Here is a 21787-nt window from a genome sequence, read left to right as displayed (position 1 = left end):
ACGAAATTTATCATTTTGCGTTTTTGAGGGCTTTCAGAACCTTTAAAAGTTTCATAGACCTTGCGATGCTAGAGTTATTAGCGTTGTAGCGGTATCAGTAAATTTATCGTCTGCTTCCTCATAAACTTTAATTAAACGAGCAATTTCATATTGGCGATCTTTTAATTGTTGTTTTTTTCTTTGAAATTCTTCTGTACTAAGTTCTCCATTGAGTCGCAAATCTATTAATGAATTTAATCTATTCTCATTTTCGGTATGTTCTTTCTTTAAAGCAGCTGTTGCTTGCCCATGCTCATCTTTCTTTAGCTCATTTGTGTTTTTTAAATAGGCTAGAGTCTCTTTTAGCATTTCTTGGTCTCTTATACCTATTCTTTTAAAAACCTCTTCTACCTGCTTTAAAACTTCATCTTCTCTTACATAAATCTTTTTGTTTGGATTCTTTGGATCCCATGTCCCTAAATAAGTCCATTCGTCCACTTTGCCATCTGAATATGTTTTGCTGTGAGTTTCAGCTGTTACAACTTTACCAGTTACTGCACAGGTTATTAACCCTCTAAAAAGAAAATCCTTACCACCATATTTAAAAGGCTTCTTCTTCCACCCTAAACGTACATCTTTACATGCCATAAAAGTCTCTTTTGTTATAATTGCTTGGTAACCATGTGACCACATCTCTCCTTTTACTCTTATTTCACCGTAATAAAATGGTTGTTGGATCATTCGATGCACTACTGTTTTATTGACGTAGCAATTGTTTTTGCTTCTAAGACCAAGATCCTTAGCTTTTTCAGTCAAATAATTAAGAGTATACATTCCTGTTGCATATTCTTCAAAGAGTTTTTTTATGATAGAACCTCTTACAGGATCGAGAATTACTATACTGTTTCCTCTTTCATCTCGACTATTTAGGTAACCAAGAGGGGCTGGTCCTATCCACTCTCCTTTACGCAATTTATGATCTAGGCTTCTTTTAACGTTATCACTTAAACTATCAACGTAAGATTGTGCCATCAACACGTTCATTCCCCACATTAGCTTTGCATGAGACTGAGAATCTTTATCTATTATGTAACCTTCTGTTCTAAAATGTAATTCTATCTTACCAGCTTTTATTGGTTCTTCTAGTAATGAAATTTCTGAGATTCTTCTTTGTACTCGATCTACTTTATCAGCAACTATAGCAATTGTTTCTCTATGGCTTTTAGCAAATTTGATCATCTCTTTAAATTGTTTGCGATCACCTCTGCTTGAAGATTCGATAATTTCAAAAGTTTCGATAACTTCAAGATTTTTACGTTGGCAATATTCTACTAATCTATATTTTTGAGCTTCAATTGAATACCCTTCTTCTTGTTCCCTTGTTGAAACACGAACTAAAATTATTGATTTTGTTGCTTTGTCTGTCATATTTTCTCCTTAGATAATAAATTTTGCTTTAATTAGAAAGTAGTATCTACTCAAAGAGCAGAGATATATCAAGCACCGCACAAGTCAAGTTGAATTATTATTAAATTACCCCATCTCCTTCAGTATTAGAGCCAAGTGTCACATTTTTTTAGCATTAATAATTTTTGGTTATTGTAAAAATAATTGTTTTAACTCGTAGCAGGAGTAACTTTATCAAGTGGTTTATCATAGATACCCCTATTTAACTATTTTAAGGCTATTACACGGCTTTTTAGTATCATTATGGTATAGGACTAGTTTTTTGAATTATTACGCTCTAAGTCTAAATATGGGCTTTTTTATTTATATGGGTTTGCTTTAAAATAGATAAGTTAAAAACTTAACCGAATACCACTGTTTACATCGATCCCCTTATTGATATTCTGTATCAGATATGATACAGATGAATATTTTTAAAATTATACCCCCAGTTTTTTGTTGTGGCTTTCTAGAGTCTCAATTAACAGCTCTTCTACTTGATAACTAATATTTTCATTGTCAAAATCTGTGAAATCTATTATTATTTTGCTTGTAATTTTATTATTAGACTCTAGAAGTCCCACCAGTGTTATTGCTCCATTGTCAGTAATATTGTTATAGCTAAGGTCTATTTGGCTGATGGTTCTATTAGTTTCCAAAGCTTTAACAAGCTGGACAATCCCAACATCACCAATATCATTATTACTAAGAGATACTTTATTTATAGTGTTATTATTTTTTAGAAATCTTGCTAGTATGATTGCTCCTTTATCAGTAATATTATTGTTATCAATATCCACTTGCTTTATAACTTTATTATTTGTTAGAACTCCTGCCAGTATATCCGCCCCTTCATCACCAATATCATTGCCTATAAGACTTATTTGCTTTATGGTTTTATTATTTTCTAGAAATTCAGCTAGTATGATTAGCCCTTGAACCCCAATGTTGTTATATTCAATATCTATATTAATCAAACTATGATTATGCTCTAACAGTTCGATAAGCAGACTTAGTCCCTTAAGGTCAATATCGTTGTCGCAAAGACGTATTGCGGTTATAAGCTTATTATCTTCTAAAACTTTGCCAACTATTTCAATTCCTTCTAAACCTATACGAACTTCGATAAATTCTATATAAGTTATATTATTGCTCTGCAAAACTTCTCTAAGTATTTGTGCAGCAATGTTAGTGATATTATTTATTTTTTCATTTGTTGAATCATTTTGTTGTTGATTTTTGATATTGCTCGTCATACAATCGACCCCTGTTTTTTGTGTTTGAAAAATAGACACTGAGGTTAGATTTAAAAATTTGATGATTGTTGCTTCTAACCTCGGTGCTTAACACCACACCACGTAGTATCATCTTCACAGGTATCATCATTAATCCCAGAAGTACAGCGGTTTTTTCCACTATTAGTGATTTTTTTGTAAAATTTATTATAGCAGTGTTGAACTAGAGACAGTGACTAAAATTGTTAAATTCTTCTACCGTACTAGTTGTGCTAGATACCTCACTATCTTGCTTACTACCATCTGCCAAAATAGTTAAATTTTGGACAGGATTTTCCTTAACATTTTCTGTTGCTAAATCTTCTGCTACTAATTGTTTACTTATCTCTCTTACATGCTGCAACTGCATTTTGTCCTTTGCTTCTTCGTACTTCTGATTTATTACAGTGATATATTGCCATTGCTATTACCGCTATAAGCTGTAAGTTTTGGGTAATAGCAATGACAAAAACTGAATCTTTGAGCGCAGGCAAACTAGGTTTACCTAGTTTGCCCAAGTGCGGGTAGAGGGATTCCAAAAGCAAATGCTAAAACCTAACTTGTAACTACATAGTTTATTTTATTGGCAAGCTTTATATAGGCAGCAGAATGCTCCTTAAGTGGGTTATTTAGGTATGGTAGGTGAAGAAAAGAGAGGTAAAAAGAAAATGGTTTATCTAAAAAATAGTTATAGGTAGAAAATATGAGTTAGGTGTAAAAAAAGAACGGTATAAATCTAAACAAAATTTGAAAAGATATAAATTACAAATATACTGGGAATACTTAATGATTTTGTAATAATATAAAACTGCTTTAAAGGCAGATTGAACTAGTAAAAGACTACTTTTGGTGGGTGATTTTTTATCTGAAATTTGCTAAGGTAAGTAAGATCGGTAATAAAACCAATAAATTTAGATTTCAGTTAGTCTTCAGGAAAATAACAATACAAGACTAACTGAAAAAGTAGTGGAATCTATATCTAGTTTATATTTATTCTATGTAGTTATAAGTCTCGGTTAATAACTCTAATAGTTTATGATAATTAGAATTCATATCATATTTTTCGTGGTCATAAAAACTTAACATTATTTTGCTGACAATCTTTTTATTCTTTAAACTTTTTACAAGCTCCTCTGCCTCATTATGATACAACAAAGTGCCATTAAGCGTTATTTCGGTTAGAGTACTATTAAGTTCTAAAGCTTTACAAAGTTTAAAACTCCCACTAGGATCAATATGATTATTATCGAGATGTATTCGCTTGAGAGTCCTATTATTTGCTAAAAATTTGGCTAGTATGTCTGCTCCTTGATCGTTAATATAATTATCTGCAAGGTTCATTTCGTCCAAAGTATTATTACTCTTTAACACTGGGACAAGGTGACTTACTCCTTCACAGCTAATATTGTTGTTGCTTAAATCTATTTTGGTTACTATATTGTTGTTTTGCAAAAACTTCGCAACTATCTTTGCTCCTTCATCGTCAATGTTACTATTATGAAGATTTAAGTAGGTTACCGTTTCACTATTTTTTAAAGCTTCGTTAAGCAGTTTGATACTACTACCAATATCATGGTTGCTAAGATTTAGATAGGTCAATTTTTCATCAGCTTGTAGTTTTTGCTTAGCTTGTTCTAGTTCAAAAGAAATATCACTTGTTAATTTATCTTGTTTATTATTATTTTGTTGATTTTTAATATTGGTAAACATAGAATTAACTCCTGTTTTTTGAGTACAAAAAATAGACACTGAGGTTAGAACTAAAAAATTTCCGTTTCTTTACTCTAACCTCGGTACTTGAACACCACACCACGTGGGTCACTACTAATATATTATCCTTATCACTAACAGAGTCCAGAGAAGTTTTAGCACCTAGGGTGTTTTTTTATGAAATTTGATAGATCAGCGGTAAAACGGAGACAGTGGGTAAAATTATCGTTATAGTTAGGGGATAAATAGTTATAGTAAAATTTAATTAATTTTTCTGTAATAAAGCTTTAATAGTGTTTTCCTTATGGTGAATGTGATTTAGTTCTTGTTCAAGATGTAGTTTTTCTGCTTGTTGTTTTGCCTTGTTACAATAATTCAAGGCTTTATTGTAATCTCCATTGCTGAGATAAGCATCGGAATAAGTTAAATAAAAAACATTTTTATTCCATCATCAGCTATTTCTTCAATTAGGTTATTATATTTACTTACCTTACATCTTCCTTCTTTTATAAGACCACCTTTACTAGACGGTTACTTTCAATTTAATAGATATTAATTAAAAAACCCAATGAACTTGGTAAAACGTATATGTGCAGCAAACTGTTTTGCAATCTTTTAGCATTACAAATCATATTTTAAGTCGCCAAATAAAGTATCCTGATCATCATTATCAAACTGATTATCCCCATCTGCTACCTCAAATAATTTCACAACAGGTATCTCTGGGACATATTCTTTTACTTCTGCCTCTTCTATGGCTTTTAATTTAGCTGCTTCTTCTATTGCCTTAGCTTCCTCTTGCTCTCTAAGCTTTGCCTTTTGCTTAAGTCTCTCAGCTTCTTGTCTGACTTTTTCATCTGCCTCTGCTTGTTGTTGCTGTTTTAATATCTTAGCGGCTTTTTTAGTAGTATCTCCATATTAATATATAATTCTGTTTCTATCTCCTTTGCTACAACATCTCTTATCTGTAGGGGAATGGAAATAGGTAGTCAAAAAGAAGGATGTATATCTAAAGAATAGGAGGTATCTTTTTGGTAAGTCTATTTAAGGTGTAAAAAAAGTCACAATTAAAAAAAATAATAAAAATTAATTACTTTATTAAAATTAATTATAGACAATCATGTAAAATACTGTTTTTATATAAATTAACTATTAATGACTATAGTCAGAGAATTAAATTATGTCTAAGAATCTAATGCAAGAAGGTGTTCCAGTACTAGTAGGAGGGAAAACAATAGAGGAAGTAAAACTAATATTAGGTTCAAAAGATGTAAGTAATGAATACAAATTTAACCAACTTGAAAAAGTACTAAATAATAAAACCGAAGATAAGCATGAAAGACTGAAATTAGCAATAAAATACCTAAATGACTTAAAGAGTCCTAAAGTTGAGGAATATATATCTGCTTCAAATAAGATCATGGAACAGTTGCATAAGGCTTTTCAGGGAGACGAATTATATAAACCATGGGTACGTTATTTTGATGTATCATGCAAAGTTGAAGAAGAATCTATAAAAGAATCAGAACATAGTATATTTACAAGTGGTATAACTACGCTAGTGAAGAAATTGCTATTTGAGAATGGAAATGACCAAATAGACTGGCGAATAACTAAGAAAATGCTTGAAGTAAGAGATATCTTGTTTGAAGAAGATACAATAGATATCTTCTAACAAACTGTTCTAATAGTTTGTTTATGTTTTTACATAATACGTAGCATTTTGTTTGCTGCTCTTAATGCTACTAAACTTAATCCTTATAGATATGCTAATTTAGACACTAAAGATTTATCAATAGAAATAGACAATTTTTGGAATGGTCAAAAAGAAGTGATGTTGTTGCTTGGTACTGCTGGCTCAGGTAAAAGTATTACTCTACAATTAAAATTCATGGAAGCTGTTGGCAAATGGAAACCTGGTGATCCACTTCCAATATATTTTAATTTGGCTAGCAATATTGATTTAGTTGAAATCATAGATTCTTTGAATAAGGAGCTTGGCACTAATCTTCGGATTGAGGACATTAAAAATGCACATCTTTATATTGACAGTTTTGATGAAGGGTTAGGAATCGTTACAAGTCGTGAAACCTTAATTAAAGAGTATATTAGAAAGTTAAAGAATCCCAAAATATTAATCTCTTGTAAAACAGATTATTTACTAAATGATGATGATCATAGTTGGTTTATGCCAGAGTCAAACACAGCTTGAAGCTTATTATATCGCACCTATTAATTATAATAATAATCAAAACTTAGAAGAATATGTAAAAAAATATGTTACCGTTAAATGTAATGAAACTGATTACGATGAAAAATATTACTTAGATAGAATTGATCAATTAAAAATAAGAAAAATTATTGACACTGGTTTTATGTTTAAAATTGTGATGCAATCAATACCTTCAATAAAAAAAGAACATGTTAGCAAACAAGATATTTACGATGAGTATGTTAGGATTGAGCAAAACGATAAAATAAAAACGTTATACGACAAACAAAAGGAAAAAATAGTTGAGTTATTAAATTTTAATAAAGGAAATCCAAATAATGCTACAGAACAGTTGTTAGAAGAACGATTAAAAGTATTAGGTAAATATATAGCCACGCAGCTACATTTACAAAATGTATTTAGGATTAAAGATGTTGATGATTTGTTTAAGGCTTTTGGATACGAAGACTCAACTTTATTCAAGCAACAAGCATTATATCATATATTAAAACTTCTGCCACTAAAAATTGAAACTAAAACTTTAGACTCTAAAATTAAAGTAGAGCAAGAAATAGAAATAGGGTTTATCCATGATATAATTAAAAATTATTACTTATTTGAAGCAATTAAAGATGAAATTAAAGAATCCAAAAAAAGTGAAATACTTGCTAGTCACAGCATAGTTAAGAATGTTGAGCTAATTAAATTAATCGCAGAAAATTTAGCTTATAACAAGGATTTACAATATTTACAAGAATTTTTAAGAGAGTCAATTAATGAAACTAAAAAAGATAAATCTGATGAAGCAGTGACTTTAGCAGCTAATAGTATAACATTACTGATAGCAGCACAATATTCATTTTCTAGAGAAGATTTAAATAATATATCAATCAAAGGAGCAAACATTAGAAATGGGATTTTTCAATATGTAGATTTTAGCAATGCAGATTTAACTGGTGTTAATTTAACTAATGCAAATCTAGTAGGTGCTAAGTTTATTGGTACTAATATGACTGGTACTGAGTTATCAATATATCTTGATTTAAAACATGTGGATGTAGTCGAGTGTATAAGCTGTTCTCCTGATGAAAAATATATTGCAACTGGTTCTGATGATTGTACCGTAAGAATATGGAATGCTGTGGAAAGTAATTTACTTCAAGAGCTAACAAGACATACCAATCTTGTCAGCTGTCTAAGCTATTCTCCTGATGGGCAATACCTTGCTTCAGGTTCTAGCGATAAAACAGTAAAAATATGGAATGCTGACAATCCTGAAAATGATAGCTTACCCAAAACCTTAGTAGAACATACCAAAGAGATCTACTATCTAAGCTATTCCCATAACGGACAGTATCTTGCCTCAGGTTCTGAAGATCAAACAATAAAAATATGGAATGCTGAGAATGGTATTTTACTACAAACTTTAGAAGGACATACCAATAAGATCAATTGTCTAAGCTATTCTCCTAAGGGCAGATATCTTGCCTCAGGTTCTGAAGATCAAACAGTAAAAATATGGAATGCAGAGAATAGTATATTATTACAAACATTAGTGGAACATACCAATAGGATCAACTGTCTAAGCTATTCCCATAAGGGCGAATATCTTGCCTCATGTTCTGAAGATAAAACAGTAAGGATATGGAATGCTGAGAATCCAGAGAATACTGAAAACGATAGATTACTCAAAACTTTAGAAGGACATACCAAGGCGATCTGCTGTCTAAGCTATTCCCATAATAGCAAATATCTTGCCTCAGGTTCTAAAGATAAGACAGTAAGGATATGGAATGCTGAAAATCCCGAGAATACTGAAAACGATAGGTTACTCAAAACTTTAGTAGGACATACCAAGAGGATTAACTGTCTAAGCTATTCCCATAATGACAAATATCTTGCCTCAGGTTCTAGCGATAAAACAGTAAAAATATGGAATGCTGAGAATGATAAGAATTATAAATTACTCAAAACTTTAGAAGGACATAGCAAGGCGATCTACTGTCTAAGCTATTTCCATAATGATAAATATCTTGCCTCGGGCTCTGAAGATCAAACAGTAAAAATATGGAATGCTGACAATCCTGAAAATGATAGCTTACTGCAAACCTTAGTAGGGCACACCAATCACATCATCTGTCTAAGCTATTTCCATGACGGAAAGTATCGTGTCTCAGGTTCTTGGGATGACAGAGTAATAATATGGGAGAAAAAAATCAAACCACGGTCAAAAGAAAATATATGGTGTCTAACAAAAGAAATATCTTCTACTGAATCCTCTTTAGCAGTAGAAAATGCAACTATTGAAAAAGCTGTTATATCTGTCAAAAATCAAAAGGTTTTTGAACAAAAAGGAGCTAAAGTAGCTAATAATAAAATAGATATACCCATCATGAATAAAGAGGTTAACTCTAATGAAGTTGTTATTCCCAAGCAAACTGTCAATAAAGAGCAAAATGCTTTATTAAAAGAAAAATTAGAACTTGCTGCTAAACAAAAAACATTAAAACTAGTGAAAGTTAAAAGTAAGTTTATAAAAGAACCTATTATAAGTAGATATTTCAACTCAAAATGATTATACATCAGTTAATGTACTAGTGGGCATTAAGTATGATAATCCATTACTTAATAATCCGATGTTACTTAAGAAACTTGCTAGTAACTTAAACATTAACTTGAATAAGGCTATAGACGTGAGCGATTATCTCACTAATTTATTTGGAAACAAAGATTTTAACTACATATGTAATTCTGACCAAAACCTGTTACAAGAATTATTAGGGAATTACTGTGAATATTAAGGTAATTATGATCATAAACTTATTAAATAACAAGGAGTAAAATTATGAAAGATAGAGTTCTTAAGTTGCTTACACAAGCTGACTCTGAAAAACAACAAGGAAATATTGAAGTAGCAACAAATACTTTAGACGAAGCTAAAAATCTTCTTCAAGATGTGGCTGGGATACAGAAATCTAATAGAAATGATACCTCAGGAGATACAAAAGAAATCATATATTTACATAAATACGGTAACATATTGTATGGAATCGAAGAATATGAGCAATCTTTAAAGTATTATAAAGAAATTGCTGAAAAACAACTTAAGCCTAAAGTGAATATATATAAAGCTCTAGGAGATTGTTTACGTAAACTTACTAGGTATGATGAGGCACTTGAACAATATGATAAGGGGCTTAAAGCATATAAAAATGATAGGTCAGCAAGTTCAGAGGATAAAGCTGCTGTTTACAATAGCATTGGACTAACTTACGTGGTTGAAGCACAAAATGAGGAGGCTCTTAAAGCTTTTGAAGATGCAATTAACGCTAGAACTAGAAACCCCAATCCTCTATATTATTGTAATAAAGGAAGCGTACTTCTAAGTATTACAGGTAGAAAAGAAGAAGGTCTAAACTGCTTTAACGAAGCAGTTACATTAGTTAACAAAGGTAAAATAGAAGGATTAACTAAGCAGAATATTACTTATATCACAGAGATTTTAGCTCCTTACATAGAACTAGAAAATAAAGTTAAAGGAATACAAGCACAAATAAAGGGCAGTACGAATAATGAATTAGTAAAGGAACTCCAAGAATGTAAAGAAAAACTTAACGCACTGGAAAAATCTTTTATGAATTATACATCAACACAAGATAATATTAATGCTTCATTTGAAAGTGGACTTACTGAACAGAAAAAGATAAAAGAAGATATAAAAGTAGTAACAGAAAAAGTTGGTGTATTGGAAAGAGACTTACAAGTAGCAACAGGGAATATAGAAGAGATTAAAGAGCAATTGTATCAATTGGTGACAAAAGAGGAATTTGAGAAATTACAATCAACTTACAAAGATGAAATTATTAGCTTATATGATAATCAGCTTAAAATAATTGAAACAGATGTAAATGGGATAAAAGAGTGGAAAGTCTATATTGACGATATTTTAACCAAAGCTAATGTAGATACTGAGGTAGAAATTAAGAAAAAGTTTGAGTTATTAGAAAAAGAACATGGTTCAGAGGTGTGCGAATATGCTACTAAGTTTTACTGTACTTTAAGCGATTGCTTACTTGCATATAAATTGATAAGCACTGGTTTAATAAAAGGAAAGGGAGACGATTATAGTTCAATAATAAAAAAGATATCTGACGGCTTAGGTTTAGCTGGCAAGTTTTTTCCACCACTTGGAATTGCAGGAGGAGGAATAGGTGTTATAAATGGTTTTTATGAAAAATATACTGAAGTTAAGTTAGTTCGGACGGCAAAAAAAGTAGCTGATAGTATATCTGGTTTTATCCTTCCAAAAGATTTAGATATGGCACTAGCAAGTTCAGCAATTGACATTGCTAAAATTAAAGCTTCAAACGTAATATTATCTAAAGAAAAAAAGCCTGAAGGAATTGATAAAGCAAAAGAATGGTTAAGTAAGGTATTAGACAAACTAGAATCAAAAATTACTAAAATACCGAGTGTATCAAAAAATGAGGTAAGTAAGATGGTTTTGGAAGATGTAGTGCTATTTATTTATAGTATCGTTAAATCTGATGACCAACTTGTGGGAAATAATGAAGATGTTAATATATTAGGTCAGAAAATAGTGGCTCAGTTTAAAAATGACGTTGGAATTAAACAGTTATTAAACGAACTATACAACAAGGCTAATCCTAACGCTGAAACAACAAAACAGGTTCATTTTTTAAATGAAGTAGTTTACGACAACCCTTTATTAAATAATTTAGGGTTAATGAAAGATGTAACCAAATTATGGGGAGGTAACTTTAATGAGGTGTTAAAGTTAAGTAAGGAATTAAATCCATATTTAATAGAAGAGGCAATAGAAAATAACGACCCTTTTATTGTATTAGGTGGTTTACTAAGTTTAGCAGATAATAGTAGTGAATGTATTTGAGTAGAATCCTTGCTGAATAAGAGAGGGATTCTATTGAGTCTCGCTTTCAAAAGATGTGGGTATATGATTTTGCAAAAGTCAGGATTTGATCTGATAGATACTGTAAAATCACCCTCTGATTGTCAGTTAAGTTTTGACTGTCAGATGAATATTCAAGTGTACTAATCAAATACGAATACTGTTACAATTTTAATAAAAATATAAAGACTTTCATATAAATTAACTACTATAGCTGGGGTACGAATATGTCTAAAGAACAAATGCAAGAAGTTGTTCCAGTACTAGTAGAAGGGAAAATAACAAATATAAATGAAGTAAAAACTACTTTAGATTCAAAAGATATAAGTAATGAAAAGAAATTTAATCTGCTGAAACAAGTACTAAGTGATCCATCCCTAGATAAGTATGAGAGACTGGATTTAGGAATAAAATACCTAAATAATTTAAAGAATCCTAAGGCTGAAAAGTATATATCTGATTCAAATAGGATCATGAGAGAGTTGCATAACGCTTTTCAGGGAGACGAATTATATAAACCATGGGTACGTTATTTTGATGTATCATGTAAGGTTGAAGCAGAATCTATAAAAGGAGCAGAACGTAACATATTCATAAATGGTATAAGTATACTAGTACAAGAATTGCTATTTGAGAATGAAAATGACCAAATAGACTGGCGAATAGCAAAGAAAATGCTTGAAGTAGGCGATATCTTGTTTGAAGAAGATGCAATAGATATTTTACAAGAAGATTTATTTAAGCCAATTAAAGCCGAAATAGAAAAAGCAATTGAGTTTCTTTTATGGAAAGACCCAAACATTGCTGTTGATAGTACTAAGCTAACTACTGATGCACTAAAAACCCTAAAAAATCATTTTAGTGATCAGAATAAATTTAATCAACTGAAGGAAGCAATTTTAACTAGCAGATTTGATAAAGAGGAGTTTAATTTACCTAGTACAGTGATTATGGGTGAAGATGGTGGTATGTATTTGCTGCTAAATAACCTAAGTGATAATGAACAAGTTATTAAAGAAGTTGCTAGCAGTGATTACCTAAAAGATAAGTTACAAGGAGGAAAACAACAGATTACAATTGGTAAAGGTGGTTTTGGTACAGTAAGGTTTGCTTTAAGCTTATTTGATGCTAAATCCAAGCCTAGTGATTTGATTTGTATCAAAAAGACTAAAAGTATTAACTCTCTAGAGCCATCTTATGAACAAATTATTGACACAACCCTTAGAGATTATTTTACCAATGATGTAGCAGATATAATATATGCACCAAGTGTTTTTGATATGGCGTTGGTTACTGATAGAGATGTAGGGCAGAATCATCGTAAAGGATATTTGATGATGGAAGTGCTACCACAAAATACAGCAACTAAAGTGTTTGCAAATCCAAACTACCAAAAGTGGGAATATCAAAAACCTTATCTATTAGATGTGTTTCAAAAAACACGAGATTTATTAGGGCAGAATGTTGCAATGACAGATCTAAAGCTAGATAATACTCTTTATGATACAGATACAAGGAAGGCGACAATCATTGATCTTGGTGGAATAGTTAAAATTGACAAAGAAGAAGAAAAAACAAAATTTAATATCCGTAAATATTCCTTTCAACATACAAAAGAGTTTAGTGCTCCAGAATTACAACAAAACAAAGGAATTATTGATATTAAGAAAGCCTTGTCATTTGCTTGCGGTAAAATTATAGAAGGTATTATACAAGGTGGCACAGATGTTAGTAAAGAGGAGGTTAAAAAGTTAAGTAGCGGCTTAACAAATCCAGACCCAAAGCAAAGGATTTCAATCGCAGATGCCATAGTACAAATAAAAGCAGTTGGTGATGACAATTATAAAAATAATATTATTTTTACCCACTATATCAATAAAATCAAAGAACGACTTAAAAGTAACAAATCATCGATAAGTATTAATGAAGATATAGAAAACTTAATAAGTGATATAGAAGTAAGAAAGTTAGTCAGCAATCAAAATATAGAAAATACTGAAAATTTATACATAGAACTTTATAGTACCGGACTTGATCCATATAGGTATGCCAAGTTAAAAACCGATATTTTATCCAGTAAAATAGATAGTTTTTGGGGCAGTCAAAAAGAGGTAATGTTACTGCTTGGCGTAGCTGGTGCTGGTAAAAGTATCACCCTACAATTAAAGTTTATTGAGGCAGTAAAAAACTGGAAGATTGGTGACCCACTTCCAATATATTTTAATTTGGCTAGTAATATTGATTTAGTTAAAATCATAGATTCTATTAATAATGCACTAGGTACTAATCTTAAACTTAATGATCTTAAAAATGCCCATTTGTATATTGATAGTTTTGACGAAGGATTAGGAATTGCTGCTAGTCGTGAAGTATTAATTAAGGATTATATTAAAAAGTTAGAAAATCCTAAAATATTAATTTCTTGTAGAACAGACTACTTACCAAGTAATAATGATTATAATTGGTTTATGCCTGAGTCAAAGCAACTTGAAGTTTGTTATATTGCTCCTATTAATTATAGTGATGAACAAAAATTAGAAGACTATGTAAGCCAATATGTTAAATATGTTGATAAGTGTAACAATGATCCAGATCATGATGAAAAATATTATTTAGATAGAATTGCTAAATTAAAAATGGAATCAATGATTGATACTGGTTTTATGTTTACAATTGTGATGCAAACAATACCTTCAATACATATACCTTCAACGGAAGAAAAACCTATTACCAGACAAGATATTTATGATGAATATCTTAAAATTCAGCAAGGCACGCGAGTAAAAGAACTACACAAAAATCAACAAGACGAAATGGTCAAATTATTGCTAGACCTTAATATAGACCATAAAAAAACCCCTCAGGAACTAGAATTAAATCAACTGTTAAAAGAGCTAGGTAAATACATAGCCATGCAGCTACATTTACCAAATGAATTTAGGATTAAAGATGACAGTGAGTTATTTAAGGCTTTTGGATATGAAGAATCAACTTTATTCATGCAACAAGCATTATATCATATACTAAAGCTTCTGCCGCTAAAAATTGAAACTAAAACTTCAGGGTCTAAAGTTCAAATAAAGCAAGAAGTAGAAATAGGATTTGCCCATGTTATATTTAAAAATTATTATTTATTTGAAGCAATCAAAGATGAAATTGCAAGATCAAAGAAAAGTGAAATACTTAGTAATAAAAGCATAGTTAATGATGTTGAATTAATCAAATTAATAGCAGATGACTTGGTTTATAACAAAGAATTACAAATTTTTTTAAGGGAATCCATTGATGTAACTAAGCAAGACAAATCTGTTAAAGCAGTGACTTTAGCCGCCAATAGCATAACATTACTTGTAGCATCACAATATTCATTTTCTGGAGAAGATTTAAGTAATATATCTATCAAAGGAGCAAATATCAGAAATGGGATTTTTCAATATGTAGATTTTAGCAATGCGGATTTAACTGAAGTTAATTTAACTAATACAAATCTAGTAGGTGCTAAGTTTATTGGTACTAATATGACAGATATTAAGTTATCAATACATCCTGATTTAGAGCATAATGCTCCTGTATACTGTTTAAGTTATTCCCCTGATGGTAAATATCTTGCTTCAGGTTCTAATGATAAAATAGTAAGAATATGGGATGCTAAGAATGGTAAGTTACTCCAAAATCTAGAAGGACACACTTGGTACATCAAGTGTATAAGATATTCCCCTGACGGCAAATATCTTGCCTCAGGTTCTACTGATAACACAGTAAAAATATGGAATGCTAAGGATGGTAGGTTACTCCAAAATCTAGAAGGGCATACACTCTATGGTGTAGGGTATATAAGCTATTCCCATGATGGAAAACAGCTTGCCTCAGGTTCTTGTTATATGAACCCCATATTAGAAATATGGAATGTTGAGAATCCTGAGAATGATAAGAATGATAGATTAGTCCAAAATCTAAAGGGACATACGTGTATAAGCTATTCCCCTGATGGCAAATATTTTGCTTCGGGTTCTTTGGATAAAACAGTAATAATATGGGACATCGAGAATAGTAAATTATTCCAAACTTTAACAGGACACACCGGTGGTGTCAAATGTATAAGCTATTCCCCTGACGGCAAATATCTTGCCTCAGGTTCTGAGGATTGTACAGTAAAAATATGGAATGTTGAGGATGGTAGGTTACTCAAAGATTTCAAAGAACACACCAATATTGTATACTGTCTAAGTTATTCCCCTGATGGTAAATATCTTGCTTCAGGTTCTTATGATAAAACAGTAAAGATATGGGATGTTGAAAATAGTAGATTACTCAAAGAGATCAGAGAACACACCGCCATTGTTGAGTGTATAAGCTATTCCCCTGATGGTCAATACCTTGCCTCAGGTTCTCAGGATAACATAGTAAAAATATGGGATATTAAAAATGGTAGGTTACAAAATTTAAAGGGACATGCTTGGAGTATCAAGTGTATAAGCTATTCCCCTGATGGGCAGTATCTTGCTTCAGGTTCTTATGACCACACAGTAAAAATATGGAATGTTGAGGATGGTAGGTTACTCTATAATCTAACAAAACATACCTATGTTGTTGAGTGTATAAGCTATTCTCATGATGGTAAATATCTTACCTCATGTTCTTGTGATAAAACAGTAAGAATATGGAATGCTACAAATGGTAAGTTACTCAAAACTCTAGAGGGGTACTCCAACGGTCCTCAGCGTGTAAGCTATTCCCCTGATGGTCAATACCTTGCTTTATGTTCTAATGACAATACAGTAAAAGTATGGTATATTAAGGATTGGTATGGTGTTAAATTTTTTAGTTTACTAAAAAATCTAGAAGAGTCCACTACTAGTGGTAGGTGTCTAAGCTATTCCCCTGATGGTCAATACCTTGCCTCAAGTTCTTCGGCAATAAAAATATGGGATATTAAAAATGGTAGGTTACTTAAACATCTAACAGGACACATTGCTGAAATCAGTTGTATAAGCTATTCCCCTGATGGTCAATACCTTGCCTCAGGTTCTGATGATGCAACATTAAAAATATGGGAGAAAAGAACCAATCCACAATCAAAGAAAGTTGTATGGCATCTAATAAAAGAAATATCAGCATCTGAATCTCCTTTATTAGTAGAGGATGTAACTATTGAAAACACTGTTATATCCACTAAAAACCAAAGAGTTTTTGAGCAAAAAGGAGCTAAAGTGGCTGATAATGTAATAGGTAGTCGAGAGAATAAAGCAGTTAACCTTAACAAAGCTAATGCTTCCAAAAAAATTAATAATAAAAAGCCACATACTTTCTTAGAAAAAAAATTAGATGCTGCTGCTGAACAAAAAGCATTAAAGTTAGTAAAAGTTAAAAGTAAGTTTATAAAAGAACCTATTAAAGTAGATATTTCAACTCAAAATGATTATACATCAGTTAATGTACTAGAGGGCATTAAGTATGATAATCCATTACTTAATAACTCGGTATTACTTAAGAAACTTGCTAGTAACTTAAACATTAACATAAATAAGGCTATAGACGCGAGCGATTATCTCACTAATTTATTTGGAAGTAAAGATTTTAACTACATATGTAATTCTGACCAAAACTTGTTACAGGAATTATTGGGGAATTATTGTGAATACTAAGGTAATTATGATCATAAACTTATTAGACACTGTTAACAAAGGTATAGAAAAGAAAGTAAGAATAGGATAGAATGGTCTTAAAAAGGAGATATATATGGATCAACGATTATATCCTATTAAGGCTGATTTTTTCCGTAAAGAAATAGAGCCAATTATAGAGAAGAATTATATTTGGAAGGGTCGACCTGTTCAAATAAGTCATTACAGAGTATTTTGTGCAATAATGTATGTGCTGAGAACTGGCGTACCATGGAGAGATTTACCAAAATGTTATGGTTGCTGGCATACTATCTATCAACGTTTTAAACGAGGTAGTGAAAGAGGAATATGGTGGAAGATATTAATGCTTCTACAGTGTAGCAAGAAGATAACGATTAATATAGTTATCTCAGATAGCAGTATATTCAAGGTGCACCGACATGGCGGCGGCTTAAAAGGGGGAGTCAAAGCAAGGGGAAGAGCAAGGGAGGAATGAGTACGAAGCTGCACCTTACGATGACAGTACAAGGGCATATAGTAGAAGGATTCCTGACAGGAGGGAATAGAAATGATATTGCTATGGCAGAAGAGTTAAGTGCAGGAATTGTAGGGTGCTGTGTTATTCAAGATCGTGGATATGATAGTAATAAAAATCGTCAGAATCTTGTTTCACAAAATAATATACCGGTAATTCCCGGAAGAAAGAATAGGAAGATAGAGATTATATATGACAAGGAAAAATATAAGTTAAGAGCAGCAAACAAAATGCTACGTATTATGTAAAAACATAAACAAACTATTAGAACAGTTTGTTAGAAGGAGCAATAGAAAGATTTTTTGGTAAGATTAAAGAAAACAGGCGTCTTGGACTTCGTTATGAAAAAGATGATCTTTCCTTCCTGTCTTTTATTGCTTTTGCTGCTATTAAAATAAATCTTCGAAACCTTTGTTAACAGTGTCTAAACAACAAGGAGTAAAATTATGAAGTATAAAGAAAAAATTCTTGAGTTTAAATTACCTAATAGACTCCTAATTTTCCAAAATTAGATTTGACTTCAATATTGATAAAAAATAGTATGATTAGCAGAAATTTTACTAATATCTATTAGTGGATAATAAAACAGGTGTATAATGATATTATAGTCAATAGAAACTCGTAAAAACAATGACAGAGAAAAAGAGCAAAAATAATATTAATTATCAACCAAAGATGTTAGTGGGTAGTGATGACTTCTATGATCTGCTAATTAATAGCGATATATTCGTTGATAAAAGTTTAATGATCAAGGAATTATTAGAAGATAGCGGTAAAGTCACCCTAATTACTCGACCAAGACGTTGGGGTAAGAGCTTGAACATGGATATGATTAGGAGATTCTTAGAAATCGAAATAGATGGACAGGGAAATCCATTAGCACTAGAGTATCAGAACAATATCAAATTGTTTGTTGGTGGAAAAGTAGATTCAGGCTTTGGTGAGACTAAAACACTGAAACCGTTAAAAATTGCTAATATAACAAATGCTATGAAGCGTCAAGGTCAATTTCCTATTATTTCCATAAATTTTAAGGACGTTAAAGGTAGTAGTTATCAAGAAATTGAGAGTGGGATAAGGATAAATGTTAAAAATGCTTATGACCATCATAAATATCTAGAAAGTAGTGATAAACTTAGTGTAGAAGAAAAAAAGAATTTTCAAGATTATTTAACAGGTACAGATAAGGTAGAATTAGTGCAGTTGAAAATTAGTTTATCTTTCTTAAGTAAACTACTGTTTAAGCACTTTAATCAAAAAGTTTATATATTGATCGATGAGTATGATACACCGATTAATAGTTCATATATTAAATTTGGTGATAAATCAGAAGAATTTGAACAAGTACTTGAACTATTTCGTGGCATATTTGGTAGTAGTCTAAAAACTAATCCTTACTTAGAAAAAGGCATAATTACTGGCATATTACGGGTTGCTAAAGCTAATTTGTTCTCAGACTTGAATAATGTTACTGAATATACCTTACTTGATGATGATTTCTCTAAGTTCTATGGTTTCACTCAAGCAGAGGTAGATGATTTGCTTACAAAAGTACCGCTTGACACTAATACTGAACAAATTAAGGATTGGTATAATGGTTATACATTTGGTGGAGAGGTAATTTACAATCCGTGGTCAATAATGCAATGTTTAGCACATAAAGGTAAGCTTGATTATTATTGGCTAGATAGTGGAGGCACAGGTCTTGTGGATAAAGCATTATTGTCAGACGAAATGCAGGAAGATTTACAGATCTTAGCTGCTGGAAAAAGTATTGTCTCACCTATTACTAAACAAATTAGTTTTGCTGATATTAACAAACCAGTAGGATTGCTCAGTTTATTACTGTTCAGCGGTTATTTAAACCCTACAGTTCAAAATTCAGAAGAAAATATATATGAATTGTCAGCACCAAATCGAGAAGTAAGATATATATATAAAGCAAGGATGCTCCAATGGGTTACTAGTCAGTTAAAAATTGATAGTTCTAGATATTACTCTTTTATCAGTTTATTAGCAGCAGGTAAAATAGAAGAATTTAAAGAACGGTTACAAGAATTGTTGGTAAATTCTACCAGTTTTTATCAAACGGGAGAAAAGAAAGCAGAGTTATTTTATAGTGGCTTTATGCTAGGACTTGTTAATATATTATCACCTAGCTACATAATAGCAAGTGAACAGGAGTCAGGAAGTGGAAGAGCTGATATTATCATGATTCCAAAATCTAGTAAAGGAGATAAGGCAATTATTATTGAGTATAAGATAGCCAAAAATGCAGAAGATTTAGCCTTGGTAGCCCAAATGGGATTAAAACAGATCATAGATAAGCAATACGATGTAAAAATAAGACAGTATCAATATGTTAAGCAAATACTAAAAATCTGCATGGCTTTTTGTGGTAAAAATATGGATTTACAATATCAGGTGACAGAACGCTAATTATTGCAATTATATTAATTAATATTAATATAATTGTCATTTAATAAATTCCTGAGAGCGATAATGTGTTATGAGCATTTTTATTTCAATTTTGGTTCTGAAATTGTCCACTACGCCCCGCCAAATGGGACAATTGGTTAATTTTGCTAGTTCTGTGAAGGGAAAAGCTAGAGCGTACTCTAGTTTCTGACCATTAAGATTTAGGTTCGCAAACATAAAATTTAATAATTCCCGTTTTTCAGCTATCGTCGAATCCCTAAAAGTTTCATAAGCGTTTGTAGTAATACTTATCAGGTCTACAAGCTTTTTTGATAATTTGTCATCTACCTTGTCATAACTTTTAATCAATTCACTTAATTCATATTGCCTATCTCTTAATTGTGTTTTCTTACGCAAAAATTCTTCCCTAGTTAAAACCCCTTCTGTAACTAAGTCTACAATTGAGTCAAGTTTATTTTGAATTTGGGTATGTTCTTGCTTTAATGCACCAACTTCACGATTAAATTCATGTGCCTTTCCGTGATTAACATTCATAAGATATTCCATCGTCTGTTTTAATATTTCAGTATCTTTAATTTTTAAGCTTTTCAGTACTTCTTCAAGCTGCAGCACTATTTGATCTTCTCTGACCCAAATCATCTTTTCAGGATTTTGTGGATCCCAAGTACGTAAATAAGTCCATTCTGATACTTTACCATTCTTGTATCTTTTGGTTTTAGTATCAGCAGTAATTAGTTTATCAGTAACAGCACATTTGAGAATACCCCTAAATAAAAATTCTTTACCTCTATATTGAAAAGGTGTTTTATTCCAACCATTTCTTACTGTTTCGCATGTCATAAAAATCTCTCTTGTGGTAAGTGGTTCATACTTATGAGGCCATAATTCTTCTTTAATCCTCATTTCTCCGTAATAAAATGGATTTTGTAAAAGTCGGTGCAAAGGTGATTTAGTAAAATGAAAACCCTTTTTACTCCTTAAACCCCACTCTCTAGCCTTGGTTACCATTTCAGACAAAGTATAAACTCCTGTAGCATAAGTTTCAAAGATTTTTTTTATTATTGGACCACTCACTGGGTCTACCACTATTAGTCCTCTCCCCCTTTCATCCCGTTTATTTACATAGCCAATAGGAGCTGGACCATACCACTCTCCATGTACTTCTATTTTTTGTTTAAAACTTTTCCTAACATTCTCGCTAAGCAAATCAGTATGAGATTTGGCAAATACAACACTCATACCCCACATCATTAATTCATGTGCGCTGGAATGCTGATGGATTACATAACCCTCACTGTTAAAATGTAGTTCTAACTTGCCTTGCCTTATTAGATCATCTAAAATAGGCGTTTTTTTTTGGCTTCTTTGAATACGATCAACTTTATCAGCTACAAAAGCAATAGGCTCACGTTGCTTTTTTATAAATTTGATAATTTCCATAAAATGTTTACGATCACCTTTGGTCGATGATTCAACAAGCTTAAAGCGGTCTAAAATAAATAACCCCTTACGCTCACAATATTTTTCCAATCTATCAGTTTGTACCTCAAGAGAATAACCTTCTTGTTGATCTTTTGATGAAACACGTGATAAGATAATTGCTTTGGTAGCTTTATAACGATCAATCATTAATAGAGT

14 protein-coding genes are annotated in these 21787 nt (G+C 31.4%); 8 read left to right on the top strand and 6 right to left on the bottom strand.

The window, feature by feature from the left end; all coding sequences use genetic code 11:
* Nucleotides 1-51: 51 nt before the first annotated feature.
* From AAGD45_RS06270 to AAGD45_RS06250, 5 genes are all read right to left on the bottom strand, one after another.
* Complete coding sequence (locus AAGD45_RS06270; RefSeq protein WP_341761077.1) at nucleotides 52-1407, bottom strand: recombinase family protein; 1356 nt, start codon at nucleotides 1405-1407, stop codon at nucleotides 52-54.
* A 458-nt stretch (nucleotides 1408-1865) separates the two neighbouring features.
* On the bottom strand, nucleotides 1866-2681 hold the full coding sequence (locus AAGD45_RS06265) for a hypothetical protein (protein ID WP_341761076.1): 816 nt from the start codon (nucleotides 2679-2681) through the stop codon (nucleotides 1866-1868).
* A gap of 202 nt (nucleotides 2682-2883) precedes the next feature.
* The gene (locus AAGD45_RS06260) at nucleotides 2884-3069 is read right to left on the bottom strand and encodes a hypothetical protein (RefSeq protein ID WP_341761075.1); all 186 of its coding nucleotides are present in this window, start codon (nucleotides 3067-3069) and stop codon (nucleotides 2884-2886) included.
* A complete protein-coding gene (locus AAGD45_RS06255; protein ID WP_341761074.1) occupies nucleotides 3038-3193 on the bottom strand; it encodes a hypothetical protein in 156 nt (51 codons plus the stop codon). The genes AAGD45_RS06260 and AAGD45_RS06255 overlap by 32 nt, the downstream gene beginning before the upstream one ends.
* A 496-nt stretch (nucleotides 3194-3689) precedes the next feature.
* Nucleotides 3690-4409, bottom strand: coding sequence for a hypothetical protein (locus AAGD45_RS06250; protein WP_341761073.1), 720 nt, complete (start codon nucleotides 4407-4409; stop codon nucleotides 3690-3692).
* Between the two features lie 1180 nt (nucleotides 4410-5589).
* Between AAGD45_RS06250 and AAGD45_RS06245 the strand changes: the two genes are divergently transcribed.
* The 8 genes from AAGD45_RS06245 (at nucleotide 5590) to AAGD45_RS06210 (ending at nucleotide 20149) form a co-directional block, all read left to right on the top strand.
* A complete protein-coding gene (locus AAGD45_RS06245) occupies nucleotides 5590-6084 on the top strand; it encodes a hypothetical protein (RefSeq protein WP_341761072.1) in 495 nt (164 codons plus the stop codon).
* Nucleotides 6085-6132: 48 nt separating this feature from the next.
* Entirely contained in the window at nucleotides 6133-6621 is a 489-nt protein-coding gene (locus AAGD45_RS06240) for a hypothetical protein (protein WP_341761071.1), read from the top strand.
* Nucleotides 6581-9196, top strand: coding sequence for a pentapeptide repeat-containing protein (locus AAGD45_RS06235; protein ID WP_341761070.1), 2616 nt, complete (start codon nucleotides 6581-6583; stop codon nucleotides 9194-9196). The genes AAGD45_RS06240 and AAGD45_RS06235 overlap by 41 nt, the downstream gene beginning before the upstream one ends.
* Before the next feature lie 270 nt (nucleotides 9197-9466).
* Nucleotides 9467-11533 carry a tetratricopeptide repeat protein gene (locus tag AAGD45_RS06230; RefSeq protein ID WP_341761069.1) on the top strand — a complete coding sequence of 689 codons (2067 nt, stop codon included), beginning with the start codon at nucleotides 9467-9469 and terminating at the stop codon, nucleotides 11531-11533.
* 245 nt (nucleotides 11534-11778) lie between these two features.
* Nucleotides 11779-17196, top strand: a complete 5418-nt coding sequence (locus AAGD45_RS06225) for a pentapeptide repeat-containing protein (protein ID WP_341761068.1) — start codon at nucleotides 11779-11781, stop codon at nucleotides 17194-17196.
* A gap of 94 nt (nucleotides 17197-17290) precedes the next feature.
* The gene (locus tag AAGD45_RS06220; RefSeq protein ID WP_341760917.1) at nucleotides 17291-17671 is read left to right on the top strand and encodes a transposase; all 381 of its coding nucleotides are present in this window, start codon (nucleotides 17291-17293) and stop codon (nucleotides 17669-17671) included.
* A gap of 20 nt (nucleotides 17672-17691) precedes the next feature.
* Nucleotides 17692-17958 carry a transposase gene (locus tag AAGD45_RS06215; RefSeq protein ID WP_341760918.1) on the top strand — a complete coding sequence of 89 codons (267 nt, stop codon included), beginning with the start codon at nucleotides 17692-17694 and terminating at the stop codon, nucleotides 17956-17958.
* A 382-nt stretch (nucleotides 17959-18340) separates the two neighbouring features.
* Nucleotides 18341-20149, top strand: a complete 1809-nt coding sequence (locus tag AAGD45_RS06210; RefSeq protein ID WP_341761067.1) for an AAA family ATPase — start codon at nucleotides 18341-18343, stop codon at nucleotides 20147-20149.
* 36 nt (nucleotides 20150-20185) lie between these two features.
* On the opposite strand, the gene AAGD45_RS06205 is transcribed toward AAGD45_RS06210, so the two are convergent.
* On the bottom strand, nucleotides 20186-21778 hold the full coding sequence (locus AAGD45_RS06205; RefSeq protein ID WP_341761066.1) for a recombinase family protein: 1593 nt from the start codon (nucleotides 21776-21778) through the stop codon (nucleotides 20186-20188).
* Nucleotides 21779-21787: the final 9 nt, after the last annotated feature.

It is taken from the genome of Candidatus Tisiphia endosymbiont of Thecophora atra, assembly GCF_964026395.1.
Taxonomy (GTDB): Bacteria; Pseudomonadota; Alphaproteobacteria; order Rickettsiales; family Rickettsiaceae; genus Tisiphia.
This window is presented reverse-complemented; position numbering and strand designations above follow the sequence as displayed.